At 39.8% G+C, this 17,652-nt stretch carries 11 protein-coding genes; 4 read left to right on the forward strand and 7 right to left on the reverse strand.

Annotated elements, in window-relative coordinates:
• The first annotated feature begins 32 nt into the window (after positions 1–32).
• Together MXE38_RS08000 and MXE38_RS08005 are read left to right on the forward strand one after the other, a co-directional pair.
• Positions 33–1,373, forward strand: a complete 1,341-nt coding sequence (locus MXE38_RS08000; protein ID WP_246913771.1) for a glycoside-pentoside-hexuronide (GPH):cation symporter — start codon at positions 33–35, stop codon at positions 1,371–1,373.
• 397 nt (positions 1,374–1,770) lie between these two features.
• Positions 1,771–2,583, forward strand: a complete 813-nt coding sequence (locus MXE38_RS08005) for a hypothetical protein (protein ID WP_246913772.1) — start codon at positions 1,771–1,773, stop codon at positions 2,581–2,583.
• A 214-nt stretch (positions 2,584–2,797) separates the two neighbouring features.
• On the opposite strand, the gene lspA is transcribed toward MXE38_RS08005, so the two are convergent.
• The 4 genes from lspA to MXE38_RS08025 all read right to left on the reverse strand — a co-directional run bounded on the left by lspA (position 2,798) and on the right by MXE38_RS08025 (position 9,433).
• Complete coding sequence (gene lspA / locus MXE38_RS08010) at positions 2,798–3,328, reverse strand: signal peptidase II (protein WP_246913773.1); 531 nt, start codon at positions 3,326–3,328, stop codon at positions 2,798–2,800.
• A 243-nt stretch (positions 3,329–3,571) separates the two neighbouring features.
• On the reverse strand, positions 3,572–6,412 hold the full coding sequence (ileS, locus tag MXE38_RS08015) for an isoleucine--tRNA ligase (RefSeq protein ID WP_246913774.1): 2,841 nt from the start codon (positions 6,410–6,412) through the stop codon (positions 3,572–3,574).
• A gap of 53 nt (positions 6,413–6,465) precedes the next feature.
• The gene (gene ribF, locus MXE38_RS08020) at positions 6,466–7,407 is read right to left on the reverse strand and encodes a bifunctional riboflavin kinase/FAD synthetase (protein WP_246913775.1); all 942 of its coding nucleotides are present in this window, start codon (positions 7,405–7,407) and stop codon (positions 6,466–6,468) included.
• Positions 7,408–7,873: 466 nt separating this feature from the next.
• Positions 7,874–9,433: a hypothetical protein gene (locus tag MXE38_RS08025; protein ID WP_246913777.1), complete on the reverse strand. Its 1,560-nt coding sequence runs from the start codon at positions 9,431–9,433 to the stop codon at positions 7,874–7,876.
• 421 nt (positions 9,434–9,854) lie between these two features.
• On the opposite strand from MXE38_RS08025, the gene rpsT reads away from it, so the two are divergent.
• Together rpsT and MXE38_RS08035 are read left to right on the forward strand one after the other, a co-directional pair.
• A complete protein-coding gene (gene rpsT, locus MXE38_RS08030; RefSeq protein ID WP_246913779.1) occupies positions 9,855–10,118 on the forward strand; it encodes a 30S ribosomal protein S20 in 264 nt (87 codons plus the stop codon).
• Positions 10,119–10,398: 280 nt separating this feature from the next.
• Entirely contained in the window at positions 10,399–12,099 is a 1,701-nt protein-coding gene (locus MXE38_RS08035) for a sulfatase-like hydrolase/transferase (protein WP_246913781.1), read from the forward strand.
• Positions 12,100–12,349: 250 nt separating this feature from the next.
• Here the strand turns inward: MXE38_RS08035 and MXE38_RS08040 are convergent, their stop codons facing one another.
• The 3 genes from MXE38_RS08040 to accA all read right to left on the reverse strand — a co-directional run bounded on the left by MXE38_RS08040 (position 12,350) and on the right by accA (position 16,965).
• Complete coding sequence (locus MXE38_RS08040; RefSeq protein ID WP_246913783.1) at positions 12,350–13,492, reverse strand: hypothetical protein; 1,143 nt, start codon at positions 13,490–13,492, stop codon at positions 12,350–12,352.
• A gap of 679 nt (positions 13,493–14,171) precedes the next feature.
• Positions 14,172–15,857 (reverse strand): tRNA lysidine(34) synthetase TilS, encoded by a 1,686-nt coding sequence (tilS, locus tag MXE38_RS08045; RefSeq protein WP_246913785.1) that lies wholly within the window; start codon positions 15,855–15,857, stop codon positions 14,172–14,174.
• A 151-nt stretch (positions 15,858–16,008) separates the two neighbouring features.
• Positions 16,009–16,965: an acetyl-CoA carboxylase carboxyl transferase subunit alpha gene (gene accA / locus MXE38_RS08050; RefSeq protein ID WP_246913787.1), complete on the reverse strand. Its 957-nt coding sequence runs from the start codon at positions 16,963–16,965 to the stop codon at positions 16,009–16,011.
• Positions 16,966–17,652 lie beyond the last annotated feature (687 nt).

Here is a 17,652-nt window from a genome sequence, read left to right on the forward strand (position 1 = left end):
TAATGGGCATTCTTAATTTTTGGGTTCTGACTATGAATACTTCAACCAAAATTTCATATGGCTTTGGCGCTTTAGGCAAAGATTTTTCTTTAGCTGTAGTTAATACTTTTTTATTTTTCTACCTAACAGAAGTTGCCACTATAGCACCAGCTACTTTAGGTATTATCTTTTTAGTAGCTCGTATTTGGGACATGATTGATGATCCCTTGTGGGGCTATATTTTTACCAAATTTTATGCTCGCTACGGCACATACAAGCCATGGATTTTACTAGGCAATATCCTTAATTGTGTACTCATGGTTGCTTGTTTTAGTACTCACTATTTTGATGGTACTACTCAGGTAATTTACTTAGCAGTGGTTTATATCTGCTGGGGTATTGCTTATACCATGTGCGATGCGCCTTTTTGGGCTCTCATACCTAATATCACTTTAGATAGAAAAGAGCGTGAGAACCTTTTGCCTTATCCTAGAATAGCTGCCAGCCTAGGCTATTATTTGGCTTCTATCTTAGGTATTTATGCTGTTCATCTTTTAGGTAATGGCTCTGAGGGTTTGGGATATCTTCTTTTTGCCCTATTAGGAGGGCTTTTAGCAATACTATCAGCGCTAGTTACTTGCAAATGGACAGAGCAAAACTACCATTTAGCTAGCACTGTTGATTTTAAGTTTGCTGATGCTTTTACTGTAATTACCAAAAACCAACAGTTTTTGGTTTTAATTGTGGTGGCTTTATGCTTTTTAGTAGGCGCTGGAATCTCAGATAGCGTCAAACTCTATTTGTTTAAGTACGCTTTAGGTGGCGAGGAGCACTTTTCTACTTTAAATTTAGCCTCTGCTTTCACTGCGTTTTTAACTTTAATTAGTTTTAACTATTTGCTTAAACTTACCAGCCGCAGATGGCTATTTACCTTAGCTCTTATCTCAAGCTTTTTAGCTGCCATCGTATTGGCAATAGGATCTTTAGGGTATTTACCAACTTTATTAGCTATTCTTTTAGCAGGAATCTTAAGTGGTTTTACTACAGCCGTATATTGGCTCTTAATTATGATAATGGTTGCTGACACCATAGATTATGGCACTGTGACCCTAAATCTACGAAGTGAGGCTATCTACTACTCAATTAACACCCTCTTAGGCAAATGTGCAGGAGCCATTAGCGGCTTTGTATTGGGCTTAACTTTAGGAATGCTTAACTATGATCCTAACACCATACCTAATAGCACCACTATCAATGGCATGATTATCTTATTTGCCTCTGGCAGTGTGCTTTGTCTCTTATCGGCCCTGGTATATTGGTATGCCTACAAACTCAATGGCCCTAAGCTAGATGAGATAAAAGCTAAACTCTTAGAGCACCACAAAGAGATATAATAGTTTTAACACAACCTTGAACCTAAAGGAGGCCTTCTGGCCTCCTTTTTTAATGCCCACTGCGCTTGCACAGCGCACCATGCGCTGCGCAGGGCGCTGGCAGTGCGCAGATACTTGTGCTGGAGCTTGCGCAGGCGCAGGCTCAAGTTAATGCAATACGCTGATAATTGGGCTTAGGCTTAGGACTAAGGTTGGGGCTTTAAAGAAGAGGAAGGATCTTGGGGAAAAATGTGGTCTTAGAAGGTCTAAGATGGCGATAAAAAAAGCTCTTGTTTTGCCATATTGACGATAAATACGAAATACCATTAATAAAAATGTTGAAAATAGTTTTATTATTTATTATCGCAAGGGTATAATCTATATATTAGATTGTATATGTTTCTAGAGGTCGTCGATTATGGATGCTGATGAGTTCAAAGAGCTACTAGAGCAATTTCGTAGTAAGTCTAAGCACCATTTCTTTAAGGTAGAATCAACTCTTTCTCCTCAGGAAATTTGCGTGCTATTTAAGCAGTCTAACAGGTTGCGCTTGGCTGGCGATGAGCTGTTTAACCATATGCGCAAACGCTATAATCAATTGGTGCGAACCAAAAGATATCGTGCTCTGTTAAAGCTTTTAGGCAAGGCTGAAGCTACCCCTGATGAAAAACAGAGCTATGCTCAACAGCTTGAAGACATGCAAGCAGAATATGGGGTAACCATGGCTTGTTTTCTTGAGACTATGCAAGGTCTTCAAGTTAAGTATCAAGTTGATGGTGCTTTTGCTTTTTCCAAGGCTATGGATATTTGGAAGGACATTGAGTCTTGTCTCTATCAAATTGATGCAACCTTAGAGCAATCTAATCACGACATGTTCCCAGCATTAACTGCTGCACAGATTAATAAGGGCATCATTTTAACTGCCAAAGATGGCACTTTGCAGTTTAAGTATGACTCTATGGTCTTTGGTGCCAAAATTAAGGATAACTTTGAGCAAGAGGAAATTAATGCTGTTATCCATTATTTGACTAATCACAGTCAAGTAGATCAGGAGGCCATTAAGATCTTTAAAAGCACTGGAACTTGCATTAACACTTATCGTCCTTGCTATGTGTCTCTGGTTCCTCAAATTATCAGAGATAAGCGTCGCCTCTATATTAGTCTCTACCTAGAGGGATTATCTAAGAATCAGCTAGCCAAGATGCACACACGTCGACCTATTGCAGATTAGGTTAGGTTCAGCAAGCTTAAACTATAGCCAGAGCTCATGATGGGGCATGTTAGTCATGCCCCTTTTCATGGGCTCTGCTTTTATTTGGGATGCTAAGAGCAGCACAAGTATGCGCAGGGCTTAGCTAAGCTTATCTAAGCTCTGCTTAGCAGAGCAGTGCTAAGCTGTGCTTGGCTCAGCTGAGCTAAGCTAAGCGCAGCTGGGCTTAGCTTAGCTATTTGGCCTTGGAGAAGAAGGCTAAGACCACCATTAAGAAGGCACCTACGCACACAGCAATATCAGCAACATTAAAGGCTGGATAAGCCCAAGTAATATTGCCCTGCTCATCTTTTAGGTAGAACAAGAGAAAATCGACTACATAGCCATGCATGAGGCGATCAATTAAATTACCTATAGCACCACCAATAAAGAGCGCATAGGCTATGCAATGGCCCTTTAGCGAAGCCTTGGTTCTTAAGAGCATAATCACAAAGACTAATGCCATAAAAAGAGCAATGCCTGAGAGCACGTAACGTTGTACCCCGCCCCAATCAGCAAACATGCTAAAAGCAGCGCCATAATTGTAAACATGCACTAGATTAAAAAAAGGTAAGACTTCAATACCACGAGTATTGTAATCAATATTACCCACACACCAGTATTTGGTAATTTGGTCTAATACAATTACAAGAATACTTAATAACAAATAGCGACCGCCATTACGTTGGCGAGTATTGGAAAAAATAGAGCTGGAATTTCTAGACACAATAAAAATCTACACAATAAAACAATAATAAGGCTCAATTGAAACAGCCTAACACTAAGCTTAGCTAGATAATACCAAAGCCCAATTATTGATACAAATGAAAAAATTAGGCCACTGCTTTAAATTTAAAACAGTGGCCTTTTTAATAGGCTAGCCTTTAGCTAGCAAGCTATCTTGCTATCTGGCTAGCTAGCTGGCATTTGCCCAGCTGCTAGCTAGATGGTTGCAAGCTTTAGCTGGTGCTTAGGCGAATAAGCGCTTCTCACCGAAACGTAAGATGTTCTCTAAGCAGCGTGGGCATAAGGTTGGGTGCTCGCTGTCAGAGCCAACGCCCTCTTCGTAGTGCCAGCAACGCTCACACTTTTGAGCGTTAGACTTGGTTACTACAAAGCCTACCTTAGAGCCATTGAGTTCACAAACAACAGCATTCTCAGGAGCCTCACCCTCGTTTACAGTTACCTTAGAGGTAATGAGTACGAAGCTAAGCTCGTTGCCTAAAGCTTGTAAATCCTTGACTAAGTCGCCCTGAGCGTAAACATTAACCTCAGCCTCTAAGGAGCCGCCGATTACGCCTTCATTACGTACTTGCTCGATAGCACGGTTAGCCTCATCACGGAAGGCTAAAATACGCTCCCAGTAAGCTGAATTGAACTGTGAGTTCTCATCAATAGCCTTTAAGTTCTCGTGATCAAACCAAGTAGCGGTGAATACGAACTCGTCATGCTTACCTGGCATTACCTCCCAAACTTCTTGAGCGGTAAAGGATAAGATTGGAGCAATCCATCTTACTAAGCACTCTGCAATCATATAAAGAGCGCTTTGGCAGGAACGACGGGCTAAGCTATCAGTCTTAGCAGTGTATTGACGATCCTTAATAATGTCTAAGTAGAAAGAACCAAGCTCAATGGAGCAGAAACGCATTAAGGTCTTTACTACTAAGTGGAAATCATAATTATCGTAGTAAGAAACGATTTCCTCTTGGGTCTTCTTAGCTAAAGAAACGGCCCACTTATCAAGCTCAACCATCTCGTCAAACTTAACCATGTGCTCTTGTGGATCAAAGCCATTTAAGTTTGCTAATAAGAAACGGATGGTGTTACGAATACGACGGTAAGCATCAGAAGAGCGCTTAAAGATCTCTTGAGATACAGCAATATCACCAGTGTAATCGTTAGTAGCAACCCATAAGCGGAGTACGTCAGCACCCATCTTGTCCCAAATCTCTTGAGGAGCAATTACGTTACCTAAGGACTTGGACATCTTGCGACCGTGCTGGTCAACAGTAAAGCCGTGGGTTAATACTTGATTGTATGGGGCTCTATCCTTCATGGCTACAGAAAGCATTAAGGAGGACATGAACCAACCACGGTGCTGATCAGAACCTTCTAAGTATAAGTCAGCCTTATGACCACGGAACTCTGGACGCTGATCGGTTACAGAGAAGTGAGTTGAACCTGAGTCAAACCATACGTCTAAGGTGTTTGGATCCTTATAGTATAAAGGAGCCTCTTCTGGGCTGATTAAGTCTTCAACCTTGAGATCCCACCAAGCTTGAATACCCTTCTTTTCAACCTCGAGTGCAACCTTTTCAATAATTTCGCTGGTGCGTGGGTGAATCTTACCAGTTTCCTTATTTACTAATACGGCGCAAGGCATACCCCAGGTACGTTGACGGGAAATACACCAGTCAGTACGCTGTGACACCATGGCCTCAATACGGTTTTGACCCCAAGCAGGAATCCAACGTACACCCTTAATTTCCTTAAGAGCACGCTTACGTAAGCCATTGCCATCCATGGTAATGAACCATTGCTGGGTAGCACGGAAAATAACTGGAGTCTTGTGTCGCCAGCAGTGTGGGTAGCTATGGGTGATCTTCTCAGCCTTTAATAAAGCATTACGCTCTACTAAAACCTTGATTACCTCAGGGTTAGCCTTAAATACATTTAAGTTAGCAAATAAAGGAGTATCCTTTAAGAAGCAACCATCTGGGCCTACTGGGTTAAAGATCTCAATGCCATACTTCATACATACAGCATAGTCGTCTAAACCGTGACCACCAGCGGTGTGAACACAGCCAGTACCAGCTTCTAAGGTTACGTGGTTACCTAAAATGATAGGTACGCAAATATCATAAAATGGGTGATGGAACTTTAAGAGCTCTAAGTCTTTACCCTTACAAGTACCAACAATGCTGTAGTTCTCCTCAGCGATTTCTAAGGTCTTCATTACGTTCTCAACTAAGTCTTGAGCAACGATATAACGACCTTCTTTTTCGCCCTTAACGGCAACTAAAGCATAGTCAAAGCTCTCGTTTAAGGAGATAGCACGGTTAGCAGGTAAAGTCCAAGGAGTAGTAGTCCAAATTACGCAGCTGATATCACCAGTGCTTGGCTCTACATTACCAAAAGCCTTTAATACAGCATCTTGGTCTTGAGCTAAGAAGCGAACATAAATAGCATCAGAGGTTACATCATAGTACTCAACCTCAGCCTCAGCTAAAGCAGACTGACAGTCCATACACCAGTAAACTGGCTTGTAACCTAACACGAAGTGACCATTTTCAATAACCTTACCTAAGGCACGGATAATGTTAGCCTCAGTATCAAAGTTCATGGTCAAATATGGGTGATCCCAATCGCCTAAAACACCTAAGCGCTTAAAATCAACCATTTGAGCAGCGATCTGACGCTTAGCGTACTTACGGCACTCTTCTCTAAATTGAGCAGCATCAATCTTATCGCCTGGCTTGCCTACCTCGCCCTCTACCTTTAACTCAATAGGAAGGCCGTGGCAGTCCCAACCTGGAACGAAAGGAGAATCTAAATTAGATAAGGTCTTAGCCTTTACGATAATGTCTTTTAAAGTCTTGTTAATCGCATGGCCAATGTGGATGTTACCATTGGCATATGGAGGGCCATCGTGAAGAATGAAAGTATTGCAGTTCTTACGGGACTCTCTGATCTTTTGATAAAGATTGCGCTCTTCCCAGCTCTTGAGCATATTAGGCTCACGCTTGGCTAAATCGCCACGCATTGGAAAAGCAGTCTGTGGAAGATTTAAAGTTGACTTGTAATCTGCCATTGGATGCATCCTAAATTTAACGATTAACAGTAATACCCTTGGTTTAAACTACATTAAACCAAAATAGGGTTGTCAAGACTAAGTAAATATTGTGCCCTATCTTTGTCAGCAGCAATTTGTTTAACCAATTGATCTAAGCCTGAAAACTTCATTTCATCTCTGATCTTATGTTTAAATGCCACCTCGATTTCTTTGCCATAAAGATCACCAGAGAAATTTAAAATGTGAACTTCAAGTAAAGAATGCAGAGTCTCAATGGTTATAGTAGGTCTATAACCTACATTAGCTACACCATTAAAGACACCAAAAGGACAAGTAACCCTTACGGCATATACGCCCTTAAGAGGGCAAATACGTCGATTTAAATTGATATTGGCGGTTGGAAAGCCTAAGGTTCGGCCAATAGCATTGCCATGTACCACACGGCCTGAAATAGAATAAGGTCTGCCTAAATATTTCTGTACGGTAACAAAATCACCCTGCTCAACAAGACCACGGATTAAAGTACTAGAAATGCGCACGCCTTGCTCTTCAACTTTACCAACTGAAGAACACTCTATTCCTTGTTCTTGGCAACGCATAGCCAAGTTCTCAAAAGAATAAGCTCCACCTTTACCAAAATTAAAAGGTGTACCTACAGTGACGCTTTTAACGTCCATTTGCTCTTTAAGAACTTTGACAAATTCTTCGTCATTAAGATCAGCAAACTTTTTATTAAAGCTAATACAAAAGACGTTATCAATACCGAAGGCACGAAATACTCTTAACTTATCTCTTATATTAAATAAGCGAGCTGGCACCTTTCGGCCAAAAAATTCCATTGGTTGGGGCTCAAAAATTAATACTGCAGTTTCTAAGCCCATCTTACGAGCTTTTTCTTGCATGCAACTGATTACCGCCTGATGCCCCACATGAAAGCCATCAAAATTACCTATAGCTAAGGCAACTCCCTTAGTGCTTCCATGAAAATCAGACAACCAACGATAAAGACGCATGATACTTGCAATCCCCAATCACTAAAAACAAATCCCAGAGCCAACCAGGAAAACCAATATCTAAAAATTTTTACTAGCGTGCTATAGCTAGCTATATAAAAGTAGATGACAATTATAGCGTTAAAAACGGCTTTGTGCGCTATTTGATCACCTTTATAGCACTACAATTGTGCAATAAATTTGCACATAAACCCCAAAAGGCCAATGCTCTTGCAATTTTTAAAAAAGCACATATAAACAGCACAACTAGTATTTTTAGTTAAATTTGTTCTGAATTTGCACAAAAAGAAGCATAAAAACACCGTTTTAAGTAATTTTTACCTACCAGTCATGCCCCAAAAAATATCAAGAGTGCGCAATTTTTGCCCATGGCTTTTTCCAATATTTAAAGAAAAAAAGATATAGGCTATGTATGAAGGCCTCATACATAGCCTATATGCTAATTAAATATTGCCAATATTATTAATTACTTGCCATTAACAATATAGCAAGCATCCTTAAGACCGAGCTTACAAGCCTTGTTATAGTAGGAGCTGGCTTGGTTTAAATTCTTTTTAACCCCTACTCCCTGAGCATAAGCAAAAGCTACCTGCATACATGAAGTGCCAGACTTTAAGTTACAAGCCTTAATGCTATTTTGCATAGCTGAATCATAACGACCTTGGCTAAGGTCACTCATAGCTAACTGCTCACAACCAACTGGAGAGTTAAGCTTACAAGCTTGTGTTAGGGCTCGATTAGCAGTGGCATTATCATTTTGCTGCATAGCACTATTAGCAAGCTGCATACATGAATCCTTATTACCACTATCACAAGACTTACCATAAGCATTAGTAGCCTCAGGTGAGACAGTGCCATAAGAGGCAATTAAGGCAGTGCAAGCAAGCTTATGATCTAAATTGCAAGCTTGAACTAAATATTGTTGACCACTCTTGCCAGAGTTTAAACCAAGCTCATAACAAGCCTGAGCATTTTGAGCAGAACAAGCTTTGCCTAATGAGCTTTGAGCTTGAGCGCTTTGAGATCTAAAGATGTGGTAATCACCAACAAATTGACAAGCTACATTATTATTAGCATCACAAGCTTTATTAAAGAGCTCTAAAGCTTTATCTAAATTGCCTGAACGTACTTTAGAACGAGCTAAAGTTACGCAAGAATCCATATTGCCTAAATCGCAAGATCTTTGGTAAGCACTAGCAGCCTCTGAGAACTTTTTGGCTTTAACCATACGCTCGGCTAAAGCTTGGCAGGCACTACCATCTTTGAGATCACAAGCCTTAGAGTAAGCATCATTGCCCTCTTTATACTTCTTAATCTCATAGAGACGGTCACCTAAACGTAGGCAAGCAGAGGAGTTATTAAACTCACAAGCCTTCTTATAGGCATCTAACGAACTATCAGATTTGCCAAGCTTAGTTAATTGCTCAGCACCACTAACACAATTGTTAGCACCGCCAATCTTACAGCCTAAATCAAAGTTCTTTTGTGCTAAGGCAGTATTTTTAAATTCGGTATTAACTAAACCTAACTTATAAAAGGCATCACCTGCAATAGCAATATCACCTGACTGAGTAGCCATAGTATAAGCATCGGTAAGCTCATCACGAATGTAGCGACCAGGCAACCAAGTTTCGATATTTAAACCATCTTTATAGGCTCTAAAAAAGAGATCGCCTTTAATTAAACAGTAGCGTCTATCACTGCCACAGGCCTTAGTAGCCAAGACAATAGCACTCTTAAGATCATCAAAGTTGCCTTTGAGCTCATAATCAGAAAGAGCCTCTAAAGCCATAACCTCGCAGCTCTTACCACCACGCTCACGGCAATCTTTTTTAATAGCCTCAGCACGAGCTAAGATAGCTGCTTGTAATTCTTCTTCACTCAATGGCTCGCCATCTTCATTCATAGTAGAACTATTTACTGGCGCATAATTGATAGGCTCACGTGGGCTATTAGAGTTACAACCACTGACAAAGAGGCTTAAAGATAACAATAGCCCCAAAAGCCCCTGCTTTTTTAAGTTCATATCCACGTAAAATTCTCTCCTTGGCACTTTTGCTCTTTGATAGAAGTTGTCAGGATTTAGGACTGTACTTGAGCTAACCACTAAATCCTGACAACTTGTATAAAGACGATTAAAGCAAAAATTAAGCCGTGCTCATTTGGGCTGAATTTTACCCCAAATAAACAGACTATTTGCTCTTACTTAGAGTTTTTAATGGTTTTAAAGCAATATTTTCATCAAAAGCTACTTTAGCAAAATGGCTTTCTTATGCCATTTTATTGAAAATCAAGAATTTTTTTGTCTATAAAGCTCACATATATGCACTTTTCATTATTGCTTTTGATATAATACCGCGTTTAGTGCCACAGGCAGCCTTTAATTACGGTAGTTTGGTGGCTCAAATCTTTTTAAAGTACTTTGAAAAATATTTCAGGAGCTATTCGTGCCTAATATTAAGTCTGCAAAGAAGCGCGCTCTTCTCTCTGAGAAGTCCCGTCAACGTAATGTTGCTGCTCGTTCCAAGATGCGTACCTTAATGAAGAAGGTTCTCGCAGCTGTTGCTCAAAACAATAAGGAAGCTGCTGTTGCTGCATTTAAGGAAGCTGAGCCAGTTTTAGACCGCGCAGCTTGCAAGGGTTTAATCCACAAGAATAAGGCAGCTCGTCACAAGAGTGAACTTGCTAGCAAGATCAAGTCTTTAGCTTAATCGCGCTCCTTATTTAAAAAGCCCTGCTTTATTGCAGGGTCTTCCTTGCACAGCTTGCAGAGATTCTTTATTTATCAAAGGTTTTCTGCAAGCTGTGCAAAAAAGTTGGCCATGTTAAAGTTATGCTTTACATGGCCAATTTTTTTACCTATAACTTATTAAACAAGTAATTCGGCAAGTAATTTGCTTGTATTATCTAGATTATCTAATGGCTAACAACAGTTAGCCCGCTTTATGCCGATAGATTAAATTGTTAATTAATTAGCTAAAGGAAAGCAGTATGTCGGACGCAAAAAACTTAACTAGACCAAATATCATTCTCTTTGTTACAGAAAAACAACGAGCAGACTCTTGCAGCTGTTACGGTCAAAATTTTGCGACCACCCCTGTTTTAGACGAAATGGCTAGCCAAGGTGTAAAGTTTAATAAGGCTTTTAGTGCTTTTGCTGCCCCAGTAGCTATGAAGGCTAACTTGCTTACTGGTTTAGAAATCGATCAAACTAAGTGTTTTACCAACCTTAGTTTATTACCTCAAAATGTTCGTACCTTAGCTCATGTTGCTCATGATCAGGGATATGACACTGCTTTTATTGGTAATTGGCAATTAGGTAGCAACAACCAAAACGAATTAAAAGATAGCGTAAAGCCTGAAAATCGTGGTGGCTTTAACTCTTTTTGGCGTGGTGCCCATGATATTAATCTAACCTCCTCTTTAAAAAAGGGTGGTTATGTTTATGACGAATTGGGTAATAAGGTCGAGTTTGAAGGCTATCGCAGTGATTGCATTACTGATATGGCTTTAGACTTCTTACAAAAGTGCGACAAGAGCAAGCCATTTTTCATGACCATTTGCCAAGGCGAAGCTCACCAAAAGACCAAAGAAGAGCAAGATCATGATCTTCAATTAATAGAAGAAGAAGTAGAAAAGGAATTTGCTAAGAAAGTCGTTGAGAAAAAGCTAGTCTCAATTCCTGAAAAGAATGATCTTAAGATCAACTTACGTTTCCATGCTATGGAAAAATACACCATTTATGATACTGCTGACGAAGAGTTATCAAAGAAGTATTCAGGTGATTTTGCTCCATTTGATATTCAAGTGTTCTCCACTGGTACCCGTAGAGATATTCCTTGCTATTTATCTCAAGTAACTAAGCTTGATGAGAATTTAGGCAAACTTATTGAAAAGCTCAAGGCTGACGGTATTTACGATAATACTGTTATTGTCTTTACTTCCTTATCTGGTAATCATTTTAATTGCCGTAATAAAGACAAGCACTTTAATGGCTTTGATGATGGTGCCCGCACTGCCAATACCAACAGCTCACATGTACCTTTAGTAATTGGCGGTGGTGCTATTAAAGAGCACAAAGAAATTGATGAGCTCGTTTCTTTAGAGTCCGTAGCTAAGACGCTAGCAACTCTTATGGGTCAAGATAGCACTGAGCAATATTTAGGTGAAAACTTATTAGCTCTTGGCACTGAGCCTAATCTTGATAAGGCTATTTACTATCGCATTAGCGAAAGCCGTGTAGGCCGTGCTATTCGTACCAATGATTTACTCTATAGCGTAGTAGCACCAGAGCTTAATGGTACTGAGCATTATGTTGCCGATCATTACATTGATGACAACATGTACGATTTAAATAATGACATTGTTGAGTGCAATAATGTTGCTATTTCTTACTTCTTTAAAGAGCAAAAACTTAAGTTACGTGAGCGCCTCATTGACTTAATTGCTGAACACGACCACCTTAAGGTCACCATCGAAGATGCACCTCGTGACAAGGTAGAAGAGGATGATCGTGGTGGAGAGGGCTATCGTGAGGACGAGGAAGTCAACAAAGAACAAATTGAAATGGCTAAACGCGAACTCATGATCGAAGCTAAAAAGCGCATCAAGGCTCACGAACAAGCTCAAGCCGAGGCTAAAGCCAAGGCCGAGGCCGAAGCTGCCGCCGCCTCTGACGAGGCTAAGGCCTAAGCCTAGGCTAAAGCCCAGGCCAAAGCTCAGGTAGATGGCCAGGCAAAAGCCTGGGCTAACATCAAGTCTGAATCATACCGTTTCATAGCAAACTAAAAGCCCCCAATAGCAATATTGAGGGCTTTTTTTTATTCTTTTAACTCTTTTAGAGGCCAGAGCCATTTAATAGGCCTTAGTCTCTTTTTTGTAATGGCCTTCTAAAGACTAAAGAGACTGGGCTACCAAGGCTCTAATAGTACAAAGCTTACAACTATTGGAGCTTAACTCTGTTGAAAGCTCTAATGTGCTTATCAATTTCTTTGAGGCGCTCTTCTTGGTTTTGACGATAAGAATCAATTTCGTGAGAGCGTAATTCCTTAGCCTGAACTAGCTCATCATAGGCGGCATTAACATTAAATAAATAGTCGCAGACATAGTTAACTTCGTCACCCTTAAAGAACATTTCAGGACGCTTACACTTTTGCTGTGAATATTCCTCTACCTTGCTAAAGCCTATTTCAACCTCTGTATTAACTTTATCAACTTGCACACTAACCTTATCTTGAATGTCTTGGACAAAGTCCTCTAATTCTTTAGGATGGTTAGTAGCTAAGCTGTCTTGACCAGTAGCATTATCCTTTAATAATAAGCGACCATCTTTAAGCCAAATATAGGAAATACCCATCATGGTACGTCCTTCTAATAAGCGATAAGTACGATCAATATTAGAGAGCACATTATCACGAGCATTTAACAGATCGTGGCTGAAATTTGGATAAGCAATAATTGAGGAAAACTCACCAGATAAGAGATCAATGATCTTGGTATAGCTGACGAAATTTGGAGTGTCTTCGTAGCGATAAGTAAATTCAAAAGAGCCATTGCGCCAGTCTTCATCCTTATAGCCTAAGGTTGCACAATGACCAGAGAGTTTGTCGTTTTTAAGCTCTATTACAGAATAACCAATCTCACTTTCGCTAGTAGTTACGTCATAGCGTAAATAACTCACTAAGGTATCTTTAACCTTAGGATCAATTTCTAATAATAACTCAGTAATTTTCTTATCATTAAGAGTACGAACAGCACGACCTAAGCCTACTGCCTTGCCATTTTCACACTGACCATCCCAGTACATTTTAGTATTAGAGCCATCACTTACCATAAATGGCAAGAGACACTTTTCTTTCTTGTTGACTGGCTGCATGGACTCATCGTAAATATTACTTTGATCAACCTGACTGGAAACAGTTTTAATCAGCTCATAATCATTCATCAAACGGCTTTCAATAGCACGATTGGTCTTTAAACTAAACTGCTCGCTATCTTTATTATTGGCAGTGGTGCTATTACAAGCAGATAATAAAACCAAAGAGGCAACAGAGGCTAAAGCAGTAAGCTTAATTGACAATGCCATGTCTAAAATCCCTTTTAAAGATATCGAGCGTGCTAAGTAATAATCCTACCTAACAAACTTAATTCAACAAGCAAAAGGCTCTCTCAAACTAAAAAGTCTATTTATGCACCAGTTGAGAGGCTCTAAAAAAATTAAACAAAATCTAATAGATCATACCATGATAGCGCCTTATCCTAATTATCTGTAGCTATTACTTATCTAAGTTTACACTTAGATCACAAACTCTACAGCTAAGCTGCCCCTACTTTCCAAACTAGCAATCTGCCCCCTAACTAAGAATAAGAACCAAAAGCTCCCAAGAAAGCGTAGCAGCTGTGCCAGCTGCTTGCGCTGGCGCAGCTGCTAGTGTCTGTGCACGGCGGAGCTAGGCGCAGCGCCGCACTGCTGTGCGCTATGCAGCAGTGTGCAGCGATACGACGCACTACGGAGGGGTGGGCATGATAGGTAAGAAAGGCTTGTACTATGCTTATCTGGAGGAGATTAGGGTTTTTATAAAAAATTTGGAAAAATTTCAAAAAATATGGAACTATTTTAAAAAAACATCCTCTAATACTACAGAAAGCGAAAACAACCTGTTAGTTAGAAGATAGCAGGTATCCCTAAACAAGTTTTTTTTAATACTATCCCACATTCTGACGGCCTACACTCATCCCAGTAGGCCGTCTTTATTTTTGCCCTACTAAAACTTACGACGCTTAATTACCAAGCTGTACAAGTCATGATTAATACCTGTCTCATCATTAGTAAATACATTTCCTAAAGCAAGAATTTTGTTGGAACTAAGATCTTTTACTAAAGGCTGAGCCTTGCGGTACCAAGGGGCAATTTGATACTCAATAAAGAGCTTTTTAAGCTCACGGCTATGGCGGCGCTCTACAGGCTTTAGTTTTAAAGAGCCTGTCTTATTAAAATCTAATAACACGCTAGCGCTATTACCTAGCGAAAAGGCAGCACCTTTAGTGCCTGCGCTTGCGCTTGGGGCAAGAGAATAGCTATAAGGGCCAATATTTAAAGTCTCATTGAGTTTAAGCTCATGAACTCCTGATAGAGCAAGTAAGTCATCAGCACTATCTTTGATAAATACTTGTAGAGAGTTAAGAAAAGTAGCAGCACATAAAGTAAGTTCTGACTTAGCATCATAGTACTCATGATAGGCCTTTAACTTAGAGCTAGGCATATTAAGCTCAATTAAGCCATTTTTATCATGGTCTTTTACCATCAGCTCGTAAGAGCGCTCGATAACATTAAAGTCCACTCCACCTTGGATAACTTCCTGGTAAAAAGCCCTTAAGAGCATGGTAACTAAGTTACTATCGGATAAATCTAGCTGATTAAAATCAAACTCAAATTTAGGTAGTAAAGATAAAGAACCTACACTGGTTTTTAAATATTTAGGCAATTGCTCTTTGATATAACGCTGCGCTAAATCATGCTCACTAGCGCATAAGGCTTGAGAGCGTAAAATAGAGCGATCAATAGCACTAAATCTTTCTCTAAATTTAGGTAATACCTTAAGACGTATAAAATTACGTTCGAATTTTAAATAGTGATTGGAAAGGTCAAAAACATAATCATAGTTAAGCGATACTAAAATTTGTTCAACCTCAATTTTGTGTAAGCTTAATAAAGGTCTTAAAATCACACCACGCTCATCTTGAATTAATAAGCGCATGCCTCTTAGGCCATGTGGGCCTGAGCCTCTTTTTAATGCCAATAAAAAGCTCTCAACTTGATCATCAGCTTGATGGCCTAGTACTAAACAATCACTCTTGTCTTTAGTATTTGCTAGTAAGGCTTTATAACGCTCACTGCGAGAGCTGTCCTCTGGCGATACACCATTGCCATAGACAATATTTAACACAGGGGTACGAAGCTCCACCTTAAGGCGCTCACATAACAACTGATTATTAGTAAGCCAGATATCATCATCAGGATCTAAGCGATGAATACAGTGCACAGCTAAAGCTTGATAGCCATATTTATCTCTTAACAAACAAGCTAATACCAAAGCTAAAGTAGAGTCTGCGCCTCCTGACATTCCTACTACTAAACCGCGATAGTTTTCATTATTAAGCTCATTAAAAAGCTCAATACTATCATGAACATAAGATGCCAGACGCTCTAATAAAGTTAAGGCCAGACTATTTAACTGCTTATGGCGGTGAATAACCTTTAAGGCTGCAATACCTTGTTCCTTTACTAAAGGCGCATTGCCTAAAATTTTATAGTCATTTAGTGAAGTTTTAGCACTAGCTTTAACTGATGGCTTTTCTTGCAGTGAGCTCATGAGACCTCGAAAATTTTGTAAAGCCTCATTAAACAATTGCTCACTAACAATTTTGTTATATTTGAGCGTTTCTAACATGATCCCCTACCCCAGCTATAAACTTAAGCACCTGCTCTTAGAAAGCTAAGCGCCCGCTCCACGTAATCTTGAGTAAAAATGACAACGCCCACTCCACAAAATGTGGGTGGGCGCTATCTAAAAATATCAGATTGCTAATTTAAAGCTAAAATTAACAGTAGCCAAAGCTCATTAAACGGTCAAAACGAGCTTGTAAGCATTCCTCAACAGAAAGAGATTTAATAGCCTCAAGCTCACGTAAAATGCAGCTCTTTAGGTTCGCAGCCATAGCATCATAATCACGATGTGCGCCACCTAATGGCTCTGGTACGATTTCATCAATTAAACCTAAGGACTTAACCTTATCGGCAGTAATATTCATAGCCTCAGCAGCTAAAGAGGCCTTTTCTGCACTCTTCCATAAAATAGAAGCGCAGCCCTCTGGAGAAATTACTGAGTAAGTAGAATATTGGAGCATGTTAACACGGTCGCCAACACCAATGGCTAACGCACCACCAGAACCACCTTCGCCGATAACGGTACAAATTACAGGTACCTTTAAATCACTCATCAGCTTTAAGCTCTCAGCAATAGCACCTGCCTGAGAACGCTCTTCAGCGCCTACACCAGGATAAGCACCTGGGGTATCGATAAAGGTTAATACAGGAACATGGAAGCGCTCAGCTAAACGCATTAAACGCATAGCCTTACGGTAGCCCTCTGGACGAGGCATACCAAAGTTACGTAAAGTACGCTCCTTGGTATCACGGCCCTTTTGATGGCCAATGATCATAACAGGCATACCGTCTAAACGAGCCATACCGCCAATAATAGCCTTATCATCAGCAAAAGCACGATCACCAGCTAATTCTTGGAAGTCAGTAAAAATGCGTGATACATAATCTAAAGTATAAGGACGCATTGGATGACGTGATAGCTGGGAAATTTGCCAAGCACTTAAAGATGAATAAAGCTTCTTGGTAAGCTCTACATTCTTCTTTTCAAGCTGCTTTAACTCTTTAGACAAATCAACATTGTCACCAACTGAGGTACTTAATCTTTTGAGCTCCTCAATATGAGCAAGCAAGTCCGCAATTGGTTGTTCAAAATCTAGATAGTTAATGTTCATGACAACTATAGCGGTTCTAATCCCATCATTTAAATAAGCAGATTAAAACCACTTTCTCCTTTCTAGTTTTACCAAAAAATTGATCTGTGCAGCGTGAACTAAAACTTATTTTGCGCAGCATCAAACCTCATGGAGCAAGAGAGCAGAAACTTATTCTCTTGGCGAAAAGAACTAGAAAGATATGAGAAAATCTAGTTCTTTGATTCTAGCAATCTAACAAATATTACTAGAAAAAGCTCTTTTAATCTATAAAGAGCGTTAAAGAGCTCTCTATTTTAACATCAATTAGCAAGAATGCCCACGCCTACGCTAAAGCGTAGGCGGCGGATGAATCGCATAGGTTATAAAGATAGTGGCGAAAAACCACGGGGCTTGCCCAGTGGATGAAAGCCACAAATTATCAATCTATGGGTAAGTCTTAGCAAATTTTCCTATGTTTAAAATAGTTTTCAAAATTATTCTAAGGAGTAACCTAAATATCAAGATCGCTCTAGTTAGGAACTGCCCTTTATTAAAGATTAATCTGTAGAAAATAGATACTTTTAATTAAAGAAATTTTGGTGTGGCTCTATAAGAAGCTACATCCTGAACTCTGCATACTAAAGTAACCTCTAAACAACAAATTTTAATAACCCCCATATAAATCTTGTTTTCATGGAGCAAGACTAGAGGTTAAGCTAATGTTAG

Source organism: Anaerobiospirillum sp. NML120448, assembly GCF_023050945.1.
Classification (GTDB): Bacteria; Pseudomonadota; Gammaproteobacteria; order Enterobacterales; family Succinivibrionaceae; genus Anaerobiospirillum.